An 18,279-nucleotide genomic window follows, 5' to 3' on the forward strand; every position below is an offset into this window, starting at 1 on the left:
CGCACGTAACGCTCGGATGTTCTAGGGGACTCACCTGTGCGCGATCGCGATGTCGGCGGCCACCCGGACCCGGGTGGCCGGAACCAGTCGGCCTGGCGGGGTTTCCGGGCTCGCAGGCACGCCAGGCGCACGGCACGCCAGGCAGGCGAGCAGTGGCAGCCCGGCCGCGGTTCCGCCCGCGCCCGCACGGTCGCCATGCTCGTCGCCGCGCTCACCGTGCCGCTACTCGTGGCCGGGCTCGCCACGCACTGGGACACGGTGCTGGCACTCGCCGGAACCGACGTGGAGGACGAACCGGTGCCGCGCGAGCCGCCGGAGCGAACGGCGCAGACGCGGGTGCCCGAGCCCGCCGTCGACCTGCATCAGCCGTTCGCCGGCACGCCGGCGGCCGGCTGGGACGACGGGATCGGTGGGATCGATGTCGCCGAGCCCGAGGCCGTGGGATCGTTCACCGCCGGGGAGGTCGCCGAGGCCACCGAGCAGGTACTCGACACCATCGAGGCCGCCTACCTGAACCGGCGTGTCATCGCCGAGCACGACGCCGGGCCGTACCTGGCGACGCTGGCCCCGGACGTGCGCGACGAGATCGAGGCCGAGCTCGCCGACCCGAACCACGCGTCCGGCTACGTCACCCGGATCGCGGAGAGCTTCGAGCTTCTTCCCGCGCAGCACAAGGTGAACGGGAGCCTCGCCGTGGAGCCCGGCGGGCCGGGCGAGCTCGCCTTCGAGGCATCGTTCTCGGTCGCCTACGCCTTCGACACCGACGAGCCCGACCGGCTCCTCGACCCGCTGGACATCGTGTCGCTGCGCCGCATCGAGGAGCAGTTCTCGGTCGTGTCCGGGGACGGGTTCGCCCGGAGCAGCCACGGCGTGTGGCCCGAGGAGCAGGAAAGCGTCTACTACTCCATGAGCTGCGAGGCACTCGAAGACGGCTATCTCGCCCCCGCCTTCAGTGAGCGTAGGCGGGACGCCCAGGGGGCGGAACACGACGACGAGTACTACTTCGATCCCGATGAGCCGCTCACCGACGAGGACGGATGCTAGCGCGGCGTCGCGTCACCGGGTGAGCCGTGCGCGAGCCGGCACCATCCGGCCCCGCGAGCAGGCACGGCAAGCGGGCACGGCCGGTCACCGCAGCCCGTCCAGGAAGGCGTTCCACGTCCGGGATGGCAGCACGAGCGAGGCACCGGACGGGTCCTTGGAGTCACGCAGGCTGACGGACCTCCCGGCCACCGCCACCTGGACGCAGTGCCCGTCCTCGTCGGTGTCGTAGCTGCTGCTGCTCCACCGGGCTGGCGAGAACGCCACCTCGACGCAGCGTGCCGCGTCCCCGCTGTAGCTACTGCGTTGCCACCGTGCGGCGGTGAGCTCGGGCCCGGCCATGCATGCTCCTTCGGTCTTGTCCGGCGCGCAGGCAGCAGCCCGATGCCGCATCCGGTACCGCACGTGCACCGAACGCGGCATTCGGCTCCGCACCACAGCCATCGTGGGTGCGCTACTCGCTCTCCGTGATCATCGTCGGCGCCAGGGCCGCGACCATCACCATGGCCGTGATCTCCTCGATGGCCCGCGCGTTCCGACCGGTTGCCCACTGCCCCTCGGCGATGGACTTGGCGCGTTTGCGCATCGCGGCACGATCGACACCCTCCGCGACGCGCGGCACCGCGTCGATCGCGGCGAGCAGCGAGATCAGCGCGGCGGTCCGCTCGTCAGGCTCCTCGTCCTCGAGCAACGCGCGACGCAGCCGCGCGCGAACGTCGTACTCGTGGCTGGACTCCTCGGAGGGCCACCGGCTCACCGGGAGGATCGCGGGGGGTGCGTCACCGTCGGCACGCGCCACACCGCGCTCGGCGAGCCCGTCGAGCAGTCTGGTCGCCAGCACGCCGCTCAGCCCGAGGATCACGTCCTTGGGCTTGCGCCCGTCGAGCTCGGCGACCGTGTCCAGGATCCCGGCCAGGAAGTCCTCGCCGGGAGGAGCGCCGTCGCGGACGGTGAGCCGCACGGCAGCGTCCTCGTCGTCGGCGACATCGACCCGTTCCAGCCCTACCAGTTCGATAAGCAGGGCACCTGCCAGCGCGTACTCGAGATTGTTCATCCCGATCCTGCGGCCCGTATCGTCGTCGGAGGCGAGCAGCAACAGGTCCTCAGCGAGCATCATGACCGACAGGCTATCTCTGGCCGATCGCTCGCGCTGGCGAGGTCCTCGGTTCAGCGACGACAGGCAGGAGCAACACCACGTGGGCAGGACCGCCGTACGAACCCCGGTACGCCGCATCACGGACGGGTCGTCCCGGAACCGGCAGCACACCCTCGCGGCCGAGGAACCCCTCGTCGTGCGGGTAGCCGGGCGCACCGTCGCCGTCCCGCTGCGCACGCCGGGTCAGGACGTGGAGCTGGCCCACGGGGTCCTCCTCGCCGAAGGCGTGATCGGTTCCAGGGCGGACGTGCGGACAGCCCGCTACTGCGCCGGTACGGACGATCAGGGGCACAACACCTACAACGTGCTGGATGTCGCTCTGGCGCCGCACGTACCGCCGCCGGAGCCGGGCGCGAGCCTTCCGGTCGACCCCGGCGATTCCTGCGCGGTCACCAGCACCGCGGCCGTCGACGCGGTCCGCGTGCATGCCCGGCACGACCCGGCGAACGCGCCGTTCACCGCGCGCGCCGACATGCTGGCCACGCTCCCGTCCGCGGTGCGGTCCCGGCGGCGCACCCCGGCGGCAACGGGCGCGTTGCCAGCAGCCGCGCTGTTCGACGACTCCGGCGCGATCATCGCCGTCCGCGAGGACATCGACCAGCACAACGCGGCCGACAAGCTACTCGGGTGGGCGGTGATGCGGGATCGGATGCCTGTCTCGGCCTACGGCACCGGAATGCTGATCACCGGGCGCGCCACGTTCACGCTGGCACGCAAGGCGGTCCTGGCAGGCGTGCCGCTACTGGCCACCACGCAGGACCCGACCTCACCGGCTGTGGACCTGGCCGAGGCGCACGGCATGACGCTCGTCGGTTCGCTGGCGACGAACGGCGTCGACGTCTATACCCGCGGCGACCGCGTACCGGAGTGACCCCGGAATGAACCCGGAGTGAACACAGCCGCGCCCTTACGCGGACTTCTCGCCACGCTCCCCGCTGCTGCGCTGCCTGCGTGATGCCTGGCGGGACACGATCGTGGGGTTCACGTTCTCCCGCACGGTCTGCTCGGTGATGACCACCTTGGCGACATCCTCCCTGCTCGGGATGTCGTACATCACCTGCTGCAGCACCTCTTCCATGATGGCGCGCAGCCCGCGCGCCCCGGTGCCGCGCAGGATCGCCTGATCGGCGATCGCCTCCAGCGCCGTATGGGTGAACTCGAGCTCGACGTTGTCCAGCTCGAAGAGCCTCTTGTACTGCTTGACAAGCGCGTTGCGCGGCTCGGTCAGGATGTTGACCAGCGAGGGCTTGTCCAGGTTCGTCACGCTGGCCACGACCGGGAGCCTGCCGATGAACTCCGGGATCAAGCCGTACTTGATCAGGTCCTCGGGCATGGTCTCCGCGAAGATGTCCCCGTCGCGGGTCTCCGACCTGGTGTGGATGTCCGCGCCGAACCCGATGCCGCGGCGCCCCACCCGCTCGTTGATCACCTGGTCGAGGCCCGCGAACGCGCCCGCGACGATGAACAGCACGTTCGTCGTGTCGATCTGGATGAACTCCTGGTGCGGGTGCTTCCTCCCGCCCTGCGGGGGTACCGAGGCCGAGGTGCCCTCCAGGATCTTCAGCAGGGCCTGCTGCACACCCTCGCCCGAGACGTCCCGCGTGATCGAAGGGTTCTCCGACTTGCGCGCCACCTTGTCGATCTCGTCGATGTAGATGATGCCCGTCTCGGCACGTTTGACGTCGTAGTCGGCAGCCTGGATGAGCTTGAGCAGGATGTTCTCCACGTCCTCGCCGACATAGCCCGCCTCGGTCAGCGCGGTGGCGTCGGCGATCGCGAACGGCACGTTCAACATCCTGGCCAGCGTCTGAGCCAGGTAGGTCTTGCCGCAGCCGGTGGGGCCGAGCATCAGGATGTTCGACTTGGCCACCTCGACCGACTCGCCCTTCGAGTCCGACGGCCCGGCCTTGTTCTCGGACTGGATACGCTTGTAGTGGTTGTACACCGCGACCGACAGCGAACGCTTGGCGTCTTCCTGCCCGATCACGTACTGCTCGAGGAAGTCGTGGATCTCGGTCGGCTTGGGCAGCTCATCGAGCTTGACGTCACCGGCCTCGGCCAGCTCCTCCTCGATGATCTCGTTGCACAGGTCGATGCACTCATCACAGATATAGACGCCTGGCCCCGCGATGAGCTTCTTCACCTGTTTCTGGCTCTTCCCGCAGAAAGAGCATTTGAGCAGGTCCCCGCCCTCGCCGATCCGTGCCATGGCCGCTGACCTCTGTCCCCTCCGGTGCCCCGGAATCCGGCGCACCTGACGTGTCGTGATGAGCTTCGCGCTGGCGTCCTGGTTCGTCGTGTGCCTAAGTCGACCGTACCCCTCGTAAGCGCCCAACGGGAGCAGCGCGAACGAAAGGCCGCCGCGAGGTCACCCTAGACGCGTGCGCCGGGTCGTGTCCCCGGCGACACGCGTCTCGGGATCGAACTGTTAGCTCGCCGGGGTTCCCTTGCGGTACGGGAGCACCTCGTCGATCATCCCGTACTGCAGCGCCTCCTCGGCGGTCAGGATCTTGTCGCGCTCGATGTCCTTACGGACCTCGTCCGCGGACTTGTTGGTGTGCGTCGCCAGCGTGGTTTCCATCAGCCTGCGCACGCGCTGGATCTCGTTGGACTGGATCTCCAGGTCCGACACCTGCCCGTAGCTGCCCTCCGTCGCCGGCTGGTGGATCAGCATCCGCGAGTTCGGCAGCGCCATGCGCTTGCCCCGCGTGCCGGCAGCCAGCAGCACCGCGGCGGCGGATGCGGCCTGCCCGAGGCAGATCGTCTGGATCTCCGGCTTGACGAACTGCATCGTGTCGTAGATCGCCATCAGCGAGGTGAACGACCCGCCCGGCGAGTTGATGTACATGGCGATGTCCCGGTCCGGGTCCTCGTGCTCGAGGTGCAGCATCTGCGCCATGACGTCGTTCGCCGACGCGTCGTCGACCTGAACGCCCAGGAAGATGATCCGCTCTTCGTAGAGCTTGTTGTACGGGTTGGACTCCTTGACACCGTAGCTGGTGCGCTCGATGTAGCTCGGCAGAATGTACCGGGACTGGGGCAGCTGAGAGGGGAGCTGGGACCCGCCGGAATGGGGAAGCTGCAGTTCACTCACGATTGTCTCCTGTACCCGCTCGTTGGTCAGCTGTTCGATTCCGCGCTGCCGAGCTGGTTCTCACGGCTGAGCACGTGGTCGACGAACCCGTATTCCTTGGCCTCTTCCGCGGTGAACCAGCGGTCCCGGTCACCGTCGGCGATGATCTGCTCGACGGTCTGGCCGGTCTGGTCCGCGGTGATCTTGGCGAGCTCGTGCTTCCACTTGCCGTACACCTCTGCCTGGATCGCGATATCGGAGGCCGTGCCGGTGACCCCGGCGGAGGGCTGGTGCATCAGGATCCTGGCGTGCGGGAGCGAGTAGCGCTTGCCCCGCGCACCCGAGGACAGCAGGAACTGCCCCATCGACGCGGCCAGGCCCATCGCGTAGGTCGCGACCTGGGGCTCGATGAGCTGCATCGTGTCGTAGATGGCGAAACCCGCCGTCACCGAACCGCCGGGAGAGTTGATGTAGAAGCGGATGTCGGACTCGGAGTCCTCGGCCGCCAGCAGCAACAACTGGGCCGTGATCCGGTTGGCCACATCGTCGTTGACCTCGGAGCCGAGCACCACGATGCGCTCCTGCAGCAATCGTTCGTACATCGAGTCGGTCAGATTCATTCCAGCGGTGGTCGTCCGCATGCTGGAAGTCGCGTCGTGCGTCACGTCTGCCTGCCTTCTTGCCATGATGACCCCGGCCGTACCGGGGTCATCTGCGGCTACCGTTCTCGTGCCGTTGTCGTGCCTGACCGGGACAGGCATGCGTCCCGGTGTTGATGTCTACCCTGGTCGGTCGCTTTGTCGGTCCCTGTCTCGCGCCCTCGTCGCGAGATCATGTCACCGACCCTAACGAACGTGGGCGGCGCAGAATGCCTGACACCGCCCACGTTCGCTGAGAGCTTCACCGATCGTTCGAGGCCTCGCCGCTCTCCTCGGACCGTTCCCCGGCCTCGCCGGCGTCGGTGGCCTCGCCCGCGTCCGCGACCGCACCCTCGACCTCGTCCGGCTGTACCACCTCGGTCGCCTCGGCCGCGTCGGACTCCATGGCGTCGGCGAGCTTGGCCGCCTCGTCGCCCGCCTGCGACTCCTCCGAGCCGAACAGCGCCTCGAGGTCGACGGGGTTGCCGGACTCGTCGGTGACCGACGTCCTGCGCACGACCGTAGCCAGCGCCTTGCCCCGCCGCACGTCGGAGTAGATCGCGCCGAGCTGCCCGGACTGCTGGGCGCGCTGCACGTACTCGTCCGGGCTGATGCCGAAACGCTGCGCCTGGTACATGATCCGCTCGGTCAGCTCGGCCTCGGACACCTCGGTGCCCTCCTGCTCGGCGATCGTGTCCAGCAACAGCTGCGTGCGCACGGACTTCTCGGCCTCGGCACGGGTCTCCGACTCGAAGTCCTCGAGGCTCTTGCCCTCGGCCTCAAGAGCGCGAGCCAGAGCGTCCTCGTCGTCGCCGACCTGCTGGAGCATTTCCTGCTTGCGGCCGTCGACCTCGGACTGCACGACCGACTCCGGCAACGGCACCTCGGCACGCTCGAGGAGCTCATCGAGCACCTTGTCGCGCGCCTGCACGCCCTGCTCCATCGACTTGGAGCGGCTCATCCGCTCACGCAGGTCGGCGCGCAGCTCCTCGATCGTGTCGAACTCGCTGGCCATCTGCGCGAACTCGTCGTCGGCCTCGGGAAGCTCACGCTCCTTGACGCTCTGCACGGTCACCGTCACCTCGGCGTCGTTGCCCGCGTGCTCGCCTGCCAGCAGCTTGGTGGTGAACGTCGTGGTGCCGCCTGCCTCCATGCCGATCAGGGCGTCGTCGATGCCGTCCACGAGGTCACCCGAACCGACCTGGTAGGACAGCCCGGACGTGCTGGCGTCCGGCAGCTCCTCGCCGTCCACGGTCGCCGACAGGTCGATCGAGACGAAGTCGCCGTCGGCGACCGGCCGCTCGACCCCGGTAAGGGTGCCGAACCGGGCGCGCAGCTCGTCGAGCTGCTCGTCGACATCGCTGTCACTGACCTCGACGTCATCCACGGTGACCGCCATGCCCTCGACATCGGGAACGGTGATCTCCGGGCGGATGTCGACCTCCGCCGTGAACTCCAGGACGTCCTTGTCCTCGATCTTGGTGACTTCGAACTCGGGACGACCGAGCGTGCGCATGTCGCTGGACTGCACGGCCTCCATGTACTTGGCAGGGATGGCCTCATTGACCACCTCGTCGAGCACCGGAGCTCGACCGATCCTGCTCTCCAGCACGGGAGCCGGGGCCTTACCCGGCCGGAAGCCCGGGATGCGCACCTGTTGCGCGATCTTCTTGTAGGCGCGGTCGAAGTTCGGCTTCAGCTCGTCGAACGGCACCTCGACATTGACCTTGACGCGCGTCGGGCTGAGCTGCTCGACGGTGCTCTTCAACGTTTGCTCCTCAGCGTTTGCAATACCTTCAACTGTTTTCGTCTGTCCTCGTCTGCCTTCGGCACAGATCGGGTTCCCGCTCACGGTTGCCGCTTCAGCCGAGCGCGCCGCTCCAACCGGCCGAGCAGACCTCTCGCCCACTACCACTCGACCGGGATCGTCGACACCGGTACCGGGCAGCACCGAGCACGGTGGTGGCTCGAGCACCGGGTCACCGAGGCATCGCGCCGCGGCGACCCGGATCCGTCGGGGTGACAGGATTTGAACCTGCGACCCTCCGCTCCCAAAGCGGATGCGCTACCAAGCTGCGCTACACCCCGCAGCACAGCCACATACCCGGGCCGTGCACAAAGAGCCTAACCCCACCCGCTAAGCTGGGTGCGCGCCGGTCGGCATACCGGCCGCACGCGGGTGTAGCTCAATGGTAGAGCTCCAGCCTTCCAAGCTGGCGGTGCGGGTTCGATTCCCGTCACCCGCTCCGGACCACGACCGCATGCCGAAGGCGTGCGCGGTTCTCCGCCGTCGGACGCGGGAGTGATCGCGTACCGGTCGTGCGCGGCTGGACGAGCGGGACGCCGCGCCCGTGAAGTCAGCTCGATGCCGTTCGCACCAGGCTCGCGTAGGCGATGACGTTGTCTTCGTAGCTGTCGGCCTCGCTGTCGAACGCGCCACCACACGTGATCAGCCGCAACCCCGCGTGATCGATGTCGCCGTAAACCTGCTCGGTCGGGAACCGGTCCTTGGCGTACTGCTCGACACGATCCACCTGGAACACGGCTTCCGTGTCGTCGTCACGCACGACGACAACGCGGTCCCCCGGCCCCAGCTCGTCGAGAGCGGCGAACGGCCCGTCCTCGCCCTCCCAGTTCACATGCGCGGCAACGATCGCAGGCCCGATCTCACCGGGCACAGGCGCGCCGGTATACCAACCGGCCCGTTCCGCCCCTGGCGGAACTTCCAGCGACCCGTCCGCCTGCAGCCCGAGGTCCATGATGGGAGCGGCGACACCGAGCGAGGGAATCTCGATCCGTTCCGGCCCCACCGTCGCCGCGGTCCCGGGCGCCGCTTGCGAGTCCGGCGCCGTCGTTGGTCGCTCCGTTACCGCGCTGCCGGCGGAAGGTGTGGTGGACGCGTCGGAGCCGCCGAGCACTCCGATGGCGACCGCCGCGATGCCGGCCACGGCAAGTACCGCAGCTACCCCCGCCGAGACCACCAAGGTCGTACGCCGGGGGTAGCTACGCGCACCTTTGTCGCCGACCACCTGATCAGCTGTCCTGACTCGCGCGACGAACGACTACAGCCGTTCCCCCGGCGAAGGCCAAGGTCACCAGGCCGCCGAGCAGCAACCCGAGGTCGTAGTCCGCGGGACCACCGCCGGTCTCGACGCCACCCGCGGGTACCTGCTCCACCTGGTCGTCGCCGTCCTCCTCGGCCGGCGGCTGCGTACCGTCTCCGTCGCCGTCCGAACCCGAGGTGCCGTCCCCGCTCGGCAAGGTCTCACAAGCGACACCGTCATCATCTCTGTCAAGATCGTTCGGATCGCTCGTGTCGGAGTCGTACACTTCTTGCGCTTCTTCTTGCGTCTCGAAGTCATCGCAATTGTATTGATCTTGAGCGAGCGCCACACCGGCGAACGGCAGGGTCATGCCCGCGGCGAGTACGGCACCAGCCATCAACGTGCGGATTCGAGACATTGGTGATCCTTCCACTAGACGACGGCAATCCAGAATCTGGAAGTAAGGAGACATACCAGACACGCGGTACGTCGGTGAACGTGCACTCGGTGTTACTGACGGGCGCCAAATTCCTTCAACTATCGTGTTCGGGTCGCATAGCCACGACCCGTCTCGAATCTCAGAGTCACGGGACGGACCGTCGGTGCGCGATCTAGCCACACTTGCGGGCGAACTGCCTCCCCCGGCCGATCGACATCCCTGTCCCTACATCCACGCGCGCACCCGGAGATGACCTGGACGGACCAACGGGCAACACACCCGCCCAACGGCCGGCATGCCGGCGGCCGAACCGGGGACCGGCTGCGCGCACGGGAGATACGCGGGAGCGGGATCGAGCCGTCATCGCTCGATGAATCATGATATTTTAGTAGCGATATTCTTAACGATGAACATTAAACCTGTGGGGCGGTCATGACGCGACGAGCGAACTCCGAGCCGGACGCGGTCGACCTCATGCTGGAGCAGTGGCGGAGGGAACGGCCCGACCTCGACACTTCCGGGTTGGCCGTCTTCGGCCGCCTGCACCGTGCGTTCAACCGGTACCAGGCTCACCTCACCGAGCTGTTCAACGACTACGACCTGAGCATCTCCTCGTTCAGCGTGCTCGCCGCGCTCCGGCGCCTCGGGCACCCCTACCGGTGCACCGCGGGCAAGCTCGCCGATATCGACCTGGTTTCGACCGGGGGTATCACCCAGCGGGTCGACAAGCTGCAGACCGCGGGCCTGGTCAACAGGGAACGCGACCCCGAGGACCGCCGGATCGTCTACGTCGAGCTCACCGAGAAGGGGCTGGCCGTTGTCGACGAGGTCGCCACCGCGCACTTCGCCAACGAGGCCGGGATGCTCGGCGGGCTCACGCACAGCGAGCGCGGTCAGCTCGCGCGCCTGCTCAGCCGCCTCGAACGCTCGCTCGACCTCGCCGACATGCGTTCGCTCGCGGCGGACAGCGAGTCCCAGTGATTCCCGCCGTGACCGACCAGCGGTAATCCGGGAGGGCTCCTTACAGGCGGGGGTCCCGTGCGGACAGCCGGGCGGCGCTGGCCGCCTCGTCGGTGTCGGCCAGCTGTGCCAGCCGTTCGGCCTCGCTCCTGCGCGCGTACCGCTCGATCTCGCGCGAGGTAGCCCCGGCGTCCCATCCCAGTACGGGGGCGATGACCGGCGCCACGTGCCGCGCGGCGCACACCCCGCGGTCGGCGGTCTCCATACCGACGTGCAGCCTGCGGCACAGCACGTCGTCCAGGTGCTGCGCCCCCTCGTGGGTCGCCGCGTACGCCGCCTCGACCATCAGGTAGTCCTCCGCACCCGGGATCGGCTCGCCCCACTCGGGGTGCTCGGCGAGCTGGTCGAGCAGCTCCTCGACAAGGGAGCCGTAGCGCCCGATCAGCCGCTCGACCTGGTCCACCGGCAGGCCCGAGCGTTCGAACAGTCGGTGCCTGCAGTTCCAGACGGCCTGGTAACCATCGGCACCGAGCAGCGGGACCTCGGCCGAACACGACTCCGGGACGGTCCCTGCCGCGTTCCGCAACGCGGCGTCCACCGCGTCAGCGGCCATCACCCGGTAGGTCGTGTACTTGCCACCGGCGATGACGGTGAGCCCTTCCCGCGGGCACGTGACAGCGTGCTCGCGGCTCCACGCGCTCGTGCTGCCCGCATCGGCGGTAAGCAACGGCCGCAGCCCGGCGAAGGCACCCACCACGTCGTCGCGGGTGAGCCTCGGCCGAATGGCCCGGTTGACGTTACGCAGCAAGTAGTCGACATCCGCCCCGGTAGCCGCAGGGTGGTCGAGATCCTGCTGCCACGGCGTGTCCGTGGTGCCGATCAGCCAGTGCCTGCCCCACGGCCGAACGAACAGCACGCTGTCCTCGGCGCGGAGCAGGATCGCGGCCTCCGAGCGGATCCGCTCGCGTGGGACCAGCACGTGCACGCCCTTCGAGGCGCTCACCCGTAGACCCCCGGTGGCTGCAGCGCGTGCGCTCAGGGTGTCGTTCCAGACTCCGGTCGCGCTGATCACCTGGTGCGCACGCACCGGCAACTCGTGCCCGGTGTCGCTGTCGCGTACCAAGACCCCGCTGATGCGCTCGCCCTCGGTAAGGAAATCGACGACCTTGGCCCCGGAGGCGACGACCGCCCCGTAGGCGGCCGCGGTGCGCGCCAGGGTCACCGTGTGCCGTGCGTCGTCGACCTGCGCGTCGGAGAAGGTGACCGCGCCGGTGAGCCCGTCACCGCCGAGGTCGGGAGCCAGGCGCTGCGCCGCCCTGCGGCCGAGGTGCCGGTGTCGGGGCACGGCCCCCGCTCCCCCGATGCTGTCGTAGAGCATCAGGCCGGCTCCCACGTATGCCCGTTCCCAAGCCCGGTGCCGCAATGGGTAGATGAATCGCACGGGCCGCACCAGGTGCGGGCACAACCGCTCCAGCATCAGCGCCCGCTCGGTCAGCGCCTGCCGCACCAGGCCCAACTGGCCCTGCTCGAGATAGCGCAGTCCACCGTGGATGAGCTTGCCGGAACGGCTCGACGTGCCCGACGCGTAGTCGCGCATCTCCACGAGCGCGACAGACAAGCCCCTGCTCGCGGCGTCGAGTGCCGTGCCGCAACCCGTCACACCACCCCCGACGACCACGACGTCGAAGGTCTCCCGAGCCATGCGTTCGAGCGCGCGCACGCGCTGCGCCGGATCCAGCCGGGTGGCCTCGGTCGTGCTGCCGCGTGCGTTGTTTCCGGTACTCACGAGCTCCTCCACAACGGTCGTGCAGCCTCGCGGTGCTGCGTGAAACGGGCGAACCCACGCTCGTAGCTCTCGGCGAGCCGCCGGTCCGGCTCGACGACGTCCCCGGGCGGCAACCACGCACGCCGGTCGACCGCGTGCCCCGTTGCTTCCAGGCCGCTGAGCACGGCCCCGCGCGGCCCGACGTTCGGATCCGGGGTCACCGTCAACGGCCGCTGCAGGACATCGGCGAAGACCTGCAGCCACCGCCGTGACCGCGCCCCACCGCCACACACGACGAGCTCCCCCTCCAGCGGCGTCGACGCGAAGCAGTCGCGCGCCGCGTAGGCGATCCCCTCGCAGGTCGCCCGGACCATGTCCGCCGCGGACGCCGTCAGCCGCAGCCCGGTGAGCTGCCCGCTGGCCCGCGCGTCGACGAACGGCGCACGTTCCCCGGAGGGCGACAGGTAGGGCAGCATCTCCACTCCCCCGGCCCCGGCGACACTGCCCGCGATCGCCGCGTCGAGGTCGTCGTGGTCCTTGCCGAGCATGCCAAGGACCCAGTCCAGACTGGCGCTGCCGACCATGGCCGGCAGCACGCGCAGCCAGCGGCCGGGCCGGGTTGTCGCCAGGTGCATCCCTGTGGCGCCGGCCCGGGTCTGGACGTCGACGGCGTCGGTGACGACCGTGCAGGCGAGTGTCGTACCGATGATCAGCAGGCCGTCGCCCGGCTCGGTGACGCCGGCGCCTGCCGGGCAGGCGGACAGGTCGAAAGGACCAGCCGTCACCGGCGTACCTTCGGCGAGCGTGGTCAGCGCGGCACCGGCCGCGTCGAGCGGGGCGACCGGCACCGGCCCGGTGACCGGCGGGAGCAGCCCGGCCCGGTGATCCAGCCGGCACAGCTTCAGTGCCTGCTCGGAGTAGCCCGCACCGTCGGGTCTCCCGAACGGCAGCGACGCGTCCGACGGATCGGTGGCGCGCACGCCGGTCAACCGCTGGAAGATGACGTCCTTGCAGTACGTTGCGGTGCTCGCCCTGTCGAGCGCGTCAGGCTCGTGCCGGTCCAACCACCGCAAGATGCAGGCCTGCGCGCCGGGGAACAGCGCGTTGCCGGTCACCCGGAAGACACTCTCCGCCGTACCATCGCGTTCCCACTCGGCGAGCACGCCGCTCGACCGAGCGTCCATCCAGGACACCGCCTTGCGGGTGGGCCACCCACGCTCGTCGACGAGCCAGCACCCGTCACCCTGGCCGGTGATGGCGAGCAGGCTCGGCGCCTGCCTCGTGCTGCTCCGGAGCAGCTCGGCGATCACCTCGGCCACGCTGGCCAGGACCTCCTCCACATCCTGCTCGACGCGATCCGGTGCGGGTTGCTCGAGCCGCGTGGCCCGCTCGACGACCGAGAGGCTCGTGCCCGCCTCGTCGAAGAGCGTGGCCTTGGTGACGGTGGTGCCTACGTCTACACCGAGAAAAGTCTCCATCGCCCGCCCTTACGTCGTGGATGGCTCGACCGTCTGCCCGTAGGTGGTCAGCTTCCCGCCGACACGGTCGATCTCGTCCTCCGGCAACAGGCGCGGCCGGCCGAGCAGGCGCGCCTGGTAGTACATCTGGCAGACCCACTCGAGGTAAATGCTGCGGCTGTAGGCCTTGCGCAGGCTCTCCCCGTAGGTGGTCGCCCCGTGGTTGGCAAGAACGACACCGTACCGGTCCTTCATCGCGTGTACGCTGTTCTCGGCCAACTCCGGGCTGCCGAAGGTGGCATAGGGAGCCACCCGCACGGGCCCGCCGAGCAGGGCGATCATGTAGTGCACCGGCGGGATCTCATCGAGCAGTGTGGACAGGGCGCTGGCATAGAGCGGGTGGGTGTGCACGACCGCGACCGCGTCCGTGTGCTGGTAGACCTTGGTGTGCATGGGCACCTCCGAGGAAGGCTCCAGCTGCCCGTCCACGTGCCTTCCGGAAAGGTCGATGACGCTGATCGACTCCGGCGTGAGCTCGTCGTAGGCGGCCCCGCTCGGGGTGATGGCGATCAGGTCGCCACTGCGGATGCTGATGTTGCCCGAGGTTCCTACGGTGAGGTTGTCGGCCTGCATCCGCTTGCCGTAGTCGACAAGCTGGCGCCGTTCGTCGTTCAGAAGCATGATGGTATTCCCTTCGTTTCCCGTGTTGTTCAGTCCATCGGGTGACGCACCGGCCGGAGCTGCCCGCTCAACGAACTCTCCTGCCGGTCTCCGCGCTGAACAGGTAGGTGCGATCACGGCGCAGGGCCAGTGACACCTCGCGGCCCGGTTCCAGACCCAGCCCCGGAGCTGTCTGGGCGACGATGCGCTCCTCGGCACCGGGCAGCTCGACCGTGAGCAGGCCGTGCTCGAGCAGGTTCTCGTAGACCACGACAACGCCGCTGACGTCCGCGTCGGCCTCACCGGCGAGCACGACGTCCTCCGGTCGCACGCCGAGCACGACCGGCCCCACCGCATCCGGTACGTCGCCGACGGCCACGCGGGTCTCCCCGGACAGCCGGACAGTGCCGTCCGCCTGGTGGGCGCCGTCGAGCAGGTTCATCGGCGGTTCCCCTACGAACCGGGCGACGAACAGGTTCATCGGGTCGTCGTAGATCTCGTCCGGAGTGCCGACCTGCTGCACGACACCGTCGTTCATCACCACGACTCGGTCGGCGAGGCTCAGCGCCTCCTCCTGGTCGTGGGTGACCAGGATCGTGGTGTATCCGAGCTCCTGCTGCAGGTGCCGGAGCTCGCGCCGCGTCGTGTCACGCTGCCCGGCGTCCAGGTGCGACAGTGGCTCGTCGAGCAGCAGCACATCGGGCCGCCGGACGATCGCTCGCGCCAGCGCCACCCGCTGTTTCTGCCCGGAGGACAATCCCACCGGTGTGGCATCCAGGATGTCGGTGAGGCCGATGCGGTGCGCCACATCGGCGACCCGCTTCTTGCGGTCGCCCTTCCCGCGAGCCCGCAGGCCGAACGCGATGTTCTCCGAGACACTCAGCGGCGGGTACAGGGCGTAGTTCTCGAACGCGACACCGATGTTGCGCCGCTGCGGGGGCAGCCCGACGACCGAGCTGCTGCCGACCCGGATGTCGCCGCTGGTGGCATCCTCCAGCCCGGCGATCATGCGCAGGGTAGTCGACTTCCCGCACCCGGACGGCCCGAGAAGGCCGACCAGCTCGCCGCTGTCTACCTCGAGGTCGAAACCGCGCACCGCGTGAACCTCCGGACGCCCCTTGGTCCGGTAGGTCTTGCGCAGATCCCGTATCGCAAGGTCACTCATGGTTTCCACTCCATCTCCGGTGAATTGCCCCGGTGAGTCGCTGATCGTTCGGGTGCGGTCACGACGCGAGTTCGTAGGCGACGTCCCGGCGCGCCAGCTCGGCCAAGGCGTGCTCCGGGGCGCCGGAGTCGACGATGACCAGGTCGAACTCGGACAGCGAGACCAGCCGCCGCAGAGCCACCTTGCCGAGCTTGCTGTGGTCGACCAGCAGGTATCGCCTCGCCGCGACCTCGAGCATCTTGCGCTTCACCGCGACGATGCGATCCTCCTGATGGAAGCTGTACTGGCCGGACAGCGCCGAGGTGGACATGAACACAGCGTCCACCCGGATCGACTCGATGCACTCCAGACAGGTCTCACCGAGAAACGAGTCGTGCAACGGCTCGTAGTCGCCACCGAGCGCCATCAACGCGACCTCACGTATCTGGCTCAGCTGGCGCATTCCCTCCAGGTAGTTCGTCGCCACCCGCAGGGGTGTGAAGCCGGCGAGGTGCGGGATCATCTTGGCGGCCGTGGTCGCGTCGTCCAGCATGATCGACATACCGGGCTCGACGTACTGCAGCGCGTGCTTGGCGATCGCTTCCTTCTCCGCGCGCATCGCCTTCTGCCGGTACGCCACGTTGGACTCGAAGACACCGGATGGCAGCGCCGTGACGCCACCCCGGTACTTGCGCACGAACCCTTGCCGTTCGAGCTCGTCCAGGTCCCTGTGGATGGTCATGACGCTGACATCGAACAACGTGGCCAGCTCCTGCGCGGAGAGACTTCCGCGTTCCAGCACGAGATCAGAGATCTCCTTCTGCCGACCTTCCGGACTTCGCACGATCCTGCCCTCCATTACGATGAGATCCGCCTCTCGTCCTCTCCCCGCGCGAAGACGTGCACCGCGCACGGGTCGAGCGACAGCCCCACCCTGTCGTCTCTGGCGAGGTCGGGGACATCCTCGCGCGGCACGACCACCGACAGCAGCGCCGTACCGACCTGGACGGTGACCTCGGTCTGCCTACCGAGGTGTTCGAGGACGTACACGACCCCGTTCACCCACACCCGGCCCGCGGGCACGTCCTCGGCACCGGGATGCAGCTCCAGGTCGTGCGGCCGGACACCGATACGCACCGCCTCACCCGCGGTCGCCTCGACCCCCGGGACAGGCACCTCGACGGCGCCGTCCGAGCTGACGAACCGGAGCCCGTGCTCGCCGTCGACGAGGCCTCCATCCACGAAACTGATCCGCGGCTTGCCGAACGCCTCGGCGACGAACGCGTTGCACGGCCTGTCCCAGATCTCCTCCGGGGTGCCGACCTGCAGGATGCGGCCTTCCCTGAGGACACCGATGCGGTCGGCCAACGACAGCGCCTCCACGTAGTCGTGCGTGACGTAGATCGTGGTGGTGTTCAGGTCACCGTGGCTGATGCTCTTGAGTTCCGCGCGCATGGCCGTACGCAGCTTCGCGTCCAGGTGGGCGAGCGGCTCGTCGAGCAGGTACGCCTCCGCGGGCCGGACGAGCACCCGGCCGAGGGCGATCCGCTGCCGCTGGCCGTTGGACAGCTGATCCACACCGCGGTGGAGCAGCTGTGCGACTCCGAGCATCTCCGCCGTGCGGCCCACCCGCTCGCGTGTCTCGTCGTCGGACAGCCGGAAACGCGGCGAGCGCAGTGGGGAGGCCATGTTGTCGAAGACGTTGAGCTGCGGGTAGAGCGCGTAGCTCTCGAAGCACATCGCGAGGTCGCGATGGTTCGGCTCGACGTCTCCCACGTCATGGCCGGCAAGGCGCACGGTACCTTCGTCCGGCCGGACCAGGCCCGCGACGCTCTTGCACGTGGTCGTCTTACCCGCACCGGACGGCCCGAGGAGGCAGAAGAATTCGCCGTCGGCCACCGAGAACGACACGTCGTCCAGCGCGACAAGCTTGCCGAACTTCTTCCGTACGCCCTGTACCTCGATCGCTGCCATCAGCTTTTCACCGCCCCGAAGGATAGGCCGCGTACCAGGTAACGCTGGATGAACAGCGCGAGTACAAGCGGCGGGAGCGCGGCCATGACGACTCCCGCCGCGACAAGGTTGAACTGAACCTGATTGCCCCCGAGGAAGGCCAGCGAGCTCACCGTCACGGTCTGCGCGTTGCTGGATGTCAGCGTGAACGGGAAGATGAAGTTGTTCCAGGCGAAGATGAACGCGAGCAGCGAGACCGCGGCGATGCCCGGGCGCACCAGGGGAAGGACTGTCTTGAAGAAGGCTTGCCGCCGGGTGTAGCCGTCGAGTAGCGCGGCCTCCTCCAGCTCGGCAGGCAGATCCTGGAAGAACGAGCGCAGGATCCACACCACCAGCGGCATCGTGACCAGCTGAAGTACCCAGATCATGCCGACGAACGTGTCGTACAGCCCGAGCTGCTGGTAGATGACGCTCAGCGGGATGATGACGGCGAGCTCCGGCGCGAAGCGGAAGCTCAGCAGCGTGAACAGCAGGTCCTCGCTGCCACGGAAGCGGTACCGCGCTGCCGCGTACGCCGCGGGGATGCCGATGGCAAGGGAGACGAGCACCGCACCGACCGAGGTCACCAGGCTGGCGAGGAAGAAGCGTACGTAGGACGAACCGCCGTCACCGATACCGAGCACGGTCCGGTAGTTCTCGAGCGTCGGGGTGAATGCCAGGTAGGTCGTGGTCTGGTCCGCATTGGACTTCAGGCTCAGCGCCAGGATGAACACGATCGGGATCAACGAGAAGGCGAAGTAGGCCGCCAGCGAGACGTTCGCGAGCGACCCGGCGAGCGCCTTGCGCCTGCTGGACCGCAGCTCCGGCCGCGGCCGCGCGGGCGCCACGTCGCTACCGGCGGCGGTACTGCCGCTCGGGTCTGCCGTTTCGGTAACCGTTGTGGACATCG

General features: G+C 68.4%; 18 protein-coding genes and 2 tRNA genes. 4 read left to right on the forward strand and 16 right to left on the reverse strand.

Features of this window, described 5'->3' with window-relative positions:
- Positions 1–36: 36 nt before the first annotated feature.
- The gene (locus tag H0B56_RS12475; RefSeq protein ID WP_180893192.1) at positions 37–1,044 is read left to right on the forward strand and encodes a hypothetical protein; all 1,008 of its coding nucleotides are present in this window, start codon (positions 37–39) and stop codon (positions 1,042–1,044) included.
- An 84-nt stretch (positions 1,045–1,128) separates the two neighbouring features.
- Here H0B56_RS12475 and H0B56_RS12480 read toward each other — a convergent pair whose 3' ends face one another.
- Positions 1,129–1,383, reverse strand: a complete 255-nt coding sequence (locus H0B56_RS12480) for a DUF397 domain-containing protein (RefSeq protein ID WP_180893193.1) — start codon at positions 1,381–1,383, stop codon at positions 1,129–1,131.
- 112 nt (positions 1,384–1,495) lie between these two features.
- A complete protein-coding gene (locus H0B56_RS12485; protein ID WP_180893194.1) occupies positions 1,496–2,158 on the reverse strand; it encodes a GOLPH3/VPS74 family protein in 663 nt (220 codons plus the stop codon).
- Between the two features lie 79 nt (positions 2,159–2,237).
- On the opposite strand from H0B56_RS12485, the gene H0B56_RS12490 reads away from it, so the two are divergent.
- Complete coding sequence (locus H0B56_RS12490) at positions 2,238–3,068, forward strand: formate dehydrogenase accessory sulfurtransferase FdhD (protein WP_180893195.1); 831 nt, start codon at positions 2,238–2,240, stop codon at positions 3,066–3,068.
- A gap of 36 nt (positions 3,069–3,104) precedes the next feature.
- Here H0B56_RS12490 and clpX read toward each other — a convergent pair whose 3' ends face one another.
- The 5 genes from clpX to H0B56_RS12515 form a co-directional block, all read right to left on the reverse strand.
- The gene (gene clpX / locus H0B56_RS12495; protein ID WP_180893196.1) at positions 3,105–4,406 is read right to left on the reverse strand and encodes an ATP-dependent Clp protease ATP-binding subunit ClpX; all 1,302 of its coding nucleotides are present in this window, start codon (positions 4,404–4,406) and stop codon (positions 3,105–3,107) included.
- 219 nt (positions 4,407–4,625) lie between these two features.
- Positions 4,626–5,282 carry an ATP-dependent Clp protease proteolytic subunit gene (locus H0B56_RS12500; RefSeq protein WP_089301796.1) on the reverse strand — a complete coding sequence of 219 codons (657 nt, stop codon included), beginning with the start codon at positions 5,280–5,282 and terminating at the stop codon, positions 4,626–4,628.
- A gap of 35 nt (positions 5,283–5,317) precedes the next feature.
- Positions 5,318–5,956, reverse strand: a complete 639-nt coding sequence (locus H0B56_RS12505) for a ClpP family protease (RefSeq protein ID WP_180893197.1) — start codon at positions 5,954–5,956, stop codon at positions 5,318–5,320.
- A gap of 214 nt (positions 5,957–6,170) precedes the next feature.
- Positions 6,171–7,676: a trigger factor gene (gene tig / locus H0B56_RS12510; protein ID WP_180893198.1), complete on the reverse strand. Its 1,506-nt coding sequence runs from the start codon at positions 7,674–7,676 to the stop codon at positions 6,171–6,173.
- A 246-nt stretch (positions 7,677–7,922) separates the two neighbouring features.
- Positions 7,923–7,996: transfer RNA gene (locus H0B56_RS12515), tRNA-Pro, on the reverse strand.
- Between the two features lie 87 nt (positions 7,997–8,083).
- On the opposite strand from H0B56_RS12515, the gene H0B56_RS12520 reads away from it, so the two are divergent.
- A tRNA-Gly gene (locus H0B56_RS12520) sits at positions 8,084–8,154 on the forward strand.
- Positions 8,155–8,265: 111 nt separating this feature from the next.
- On the opposite strand, the gene H0B56_RS23245 is transcribed toward H0B56_RS12520, so the two are convergent.
- Positions 8,266–8,937, reverse strand: coding sequence for a class F sortase (locus tag H0B56_RS23245; RefSeq protein ID WP_219632693.1), 672 nt, complete (start codon positions 8,935–8,937; stop codon positions 8,266–8,268).
- Between the two features lie 4 nt (positions 8,938–8,941).
- The gene (locus tag H0B56_RS12530; RefSeq protein WP_219632694.1) at positions 8,942–9,370 is read right to left on the reverse strand and encodes an excalibur calcium-binding domain-containing protein; all 429 of its coding nucleotides are present in this window, start codon (positions 9,368–9,370) and stop codon (positions 8,942–8,944) included.
- A 453-nt stretch (positions 9,371–9,823) separates the two neighbouring features.
- Between H0B56_RS12530 and H0B56_RS12535 the strand changes: the two genes are divergently transcribed.
- A complete protein-coding gene (locus H0B56_RS12535; RefSeq protein WP_180893199.1) occupies positions 9,824–10,372 on the forward strand; it encodes a MarR family winged helix-turn-helix transcriptional regulator in 549 nt (182 codons plus the stop codon).
- Between the two features lie 40 nt (positions 10,373–10,412).
- Here the strand turns inward: H0B56_RS12535 and H0B56_RS12540 are convergent, their stop codons facing one another.
- The 7 genes from H0B56_RS12540 to H0B56_RS12570 all read right to left on the reverse strand — a co-directional run bounded on the left by H0B56_RS12540 (position 10,413) and on the right by H0B56_RS12570 (position 18,277).
- Positions 10,413–12,053, reverse strand: coding sequence for a glycerol-3-phosphate dehydrogenase/oxidase (locus H0B56_RS12540; RefSeq protein ID WP_180893537.1), 1,641 nt, complete (start codon positions 12,051–12,053; stop codon positions 10,413–10,415).
- Between the two features lie 80 nt (positions 12,054–12,133).
- Positions 12,134–13,594, reverse strand: a complete 1,461-nt coding sequence (locus tag H0B56_RS12545; RefSeq protein ID WP_180893200.1) for an FGGY-family carbohydrate kinase — start codon at positions 13,592–13,594, stop codon at positions 12,134–12,136.
- A gap of 9 nt (positions 13,595–13,603) precedes the next feature.
- Complete coding sequence (locus H0B56_RS12550) at positions 13,604–14,254, reverse strand: class II aldolase/adducin family protein (RefSeq protein ID WP_180893201.1); 651 nt, start codon at positions 14,252–14,254, stop codon at positions 13,604–13,606.
- A gap of 67 nt (positions 14,255–14,321) precedes the next feature.
- Positions 14,322–15,398, reverse strand: a complete 1,077-nt coding sequence (locus H0B56_RS12555; RefSeq protein WP_180893202.1) for an ABC transporter ATP-binding protein — start codon at positions 15,396–15,398, stop codon at positions 14,322–14,324.
- Between the two features lie 58 nt (positions 15,399–15,456).
- Positions 15,457–16,221 carry a DeoR/GlpR family DNA-binding transcription regulator gene (locus H0B56_RS12560; protein ID WP_245818702.1) on the reverse strand — a complete coding sequence of 255 codons (765 nt, stop codon included), beginning with the start codon at positions 16,219–16,221 and terminating at the stop codon, positions 15,457–15,459.
- Positions 16,222–16,235: 14 nt separating this feature from the next.
- A complete protein-coding gene (locus tag H0B56_RS12565; RefSeq protein ID WP_180893203.1) occupies positions 16,236–17,351 on the reverse strand; it encodes an ABC transporter ATP-binding protein in 1,116 nt (371 codons plus the stop codon).
- On the reverse strand, positions 17,351–18,277 hold the full coding sequence (locus tag H0B56_RS12570; RefSeq protein ID WP_180893204.1) for a carbohydrate ABC transporter permease: 927 nt from the start codon (positions 18,275–18,277) through the stop codon (positions 17,351–17,353). Before H0B56_RS12570 ends, H0B56_RS12565 begins: the two co-directional genes overlap by 1 nt.
- Positions 18,278–18,279 lie beyond the last annotated feature (2 nt).

Origin of the sequence: Haloechinothrix aidingensis, assembly GCF_013450155.1 — a bacterium.
GTDB classification, from domain to species: Bacteria; Actinomycetota; Actinomycetes; order Mycobacteriales; family Pseudonocardiaceae; genus Haloechinothrix; species Haloechinothrix aidingensis.

Bases quoted from the DNA above. Each gene is read 5' to 3' on its own strand.
- H0B56_RS12480 (WP_180893193.1), bottom strand. From the start codon at position 1,383: ATGGCCGGGCCCGAGCTCACCGCCGCACGGTGGCAACGCAGTAGCTAC.
- H0B56_RS12485 (WP_180893194.1), bottom strand. From the start codon at position 2,158: ATGATGCTCGCTGAGGACCTGTTGCTGCTCGCCTCCGACGACGATACG.
- clpX (WP_180893196.1), bottom strand. From the start codon at position 4,406: ATGGCACGGATCGGCGAGGGCGGGGACCTGCTCAAATGCTCTTTCTGC.
- H0B56_RS12505 (WP_180893197.1), bottom strand. From the start codon at position 5,956: ATGGCAAGAAGGCAGGCAGACGTGACGCACGACGCGACTTCCAGCATG.
- H0B56_RS12530 (WP_219632694.1), bottom strand. From the start codon at position 9,370: ATGTCTCGAATCCGCACGTTGATGGCTGGTGCCGTACTCGCCGCGGGC.
- H0B56_RS12535 (WP_180893199.1), top strand. From the start codon at position 9,824: ATGACGCGACGAGCGAACTCCGAGCCGGACGCGGTCGACCTCATGCTG.
- H0B56_RS12540 (WP_180893537.1), bottom strand. From the start codon at position 12,053: ATGGCTCGGGAGACCTTCGACGTCGTGGTCGTCGGGGGTGGTGTGACG.
- H0B56_RS12545 (WP_180893200.1), bottom strand. From the start codon at position 13,594: ATGGAGACTTTTCTCGGTGTAGACGTAGGCACCACCGTCACCAAGGCC.
- H0B56_RS12550 (WP_180893201.1), bottom strand. From the start codon at position 14,254: ATGCTTCTGAACGACGAACGGCGCCAGCTTGTCGACTACGGCAAGCGG.
- H0B56_RS12555 (WP_180893202.1), bottom strand. From the start codon at position 15,398: ATGAGTGACCTTGCGATACGGGATCTGCGCAAGACCTACCGGACCAAG.
- H0B56_RS12565 (WP_180893203.1), bottom strand. From the start codon at position 17,351: ATGGCAGCGATCGAGGTACAGGGCGTACGGAAGAAGTTCGGCAAGCTT.
- H0B56_RS12570 (WP_180893204.1), bottom strand. From the start codon at position 18,277: ATGTCCACAACGGTTACCGAAACGGCAGACCCGAGCGGCAGTACCGCC.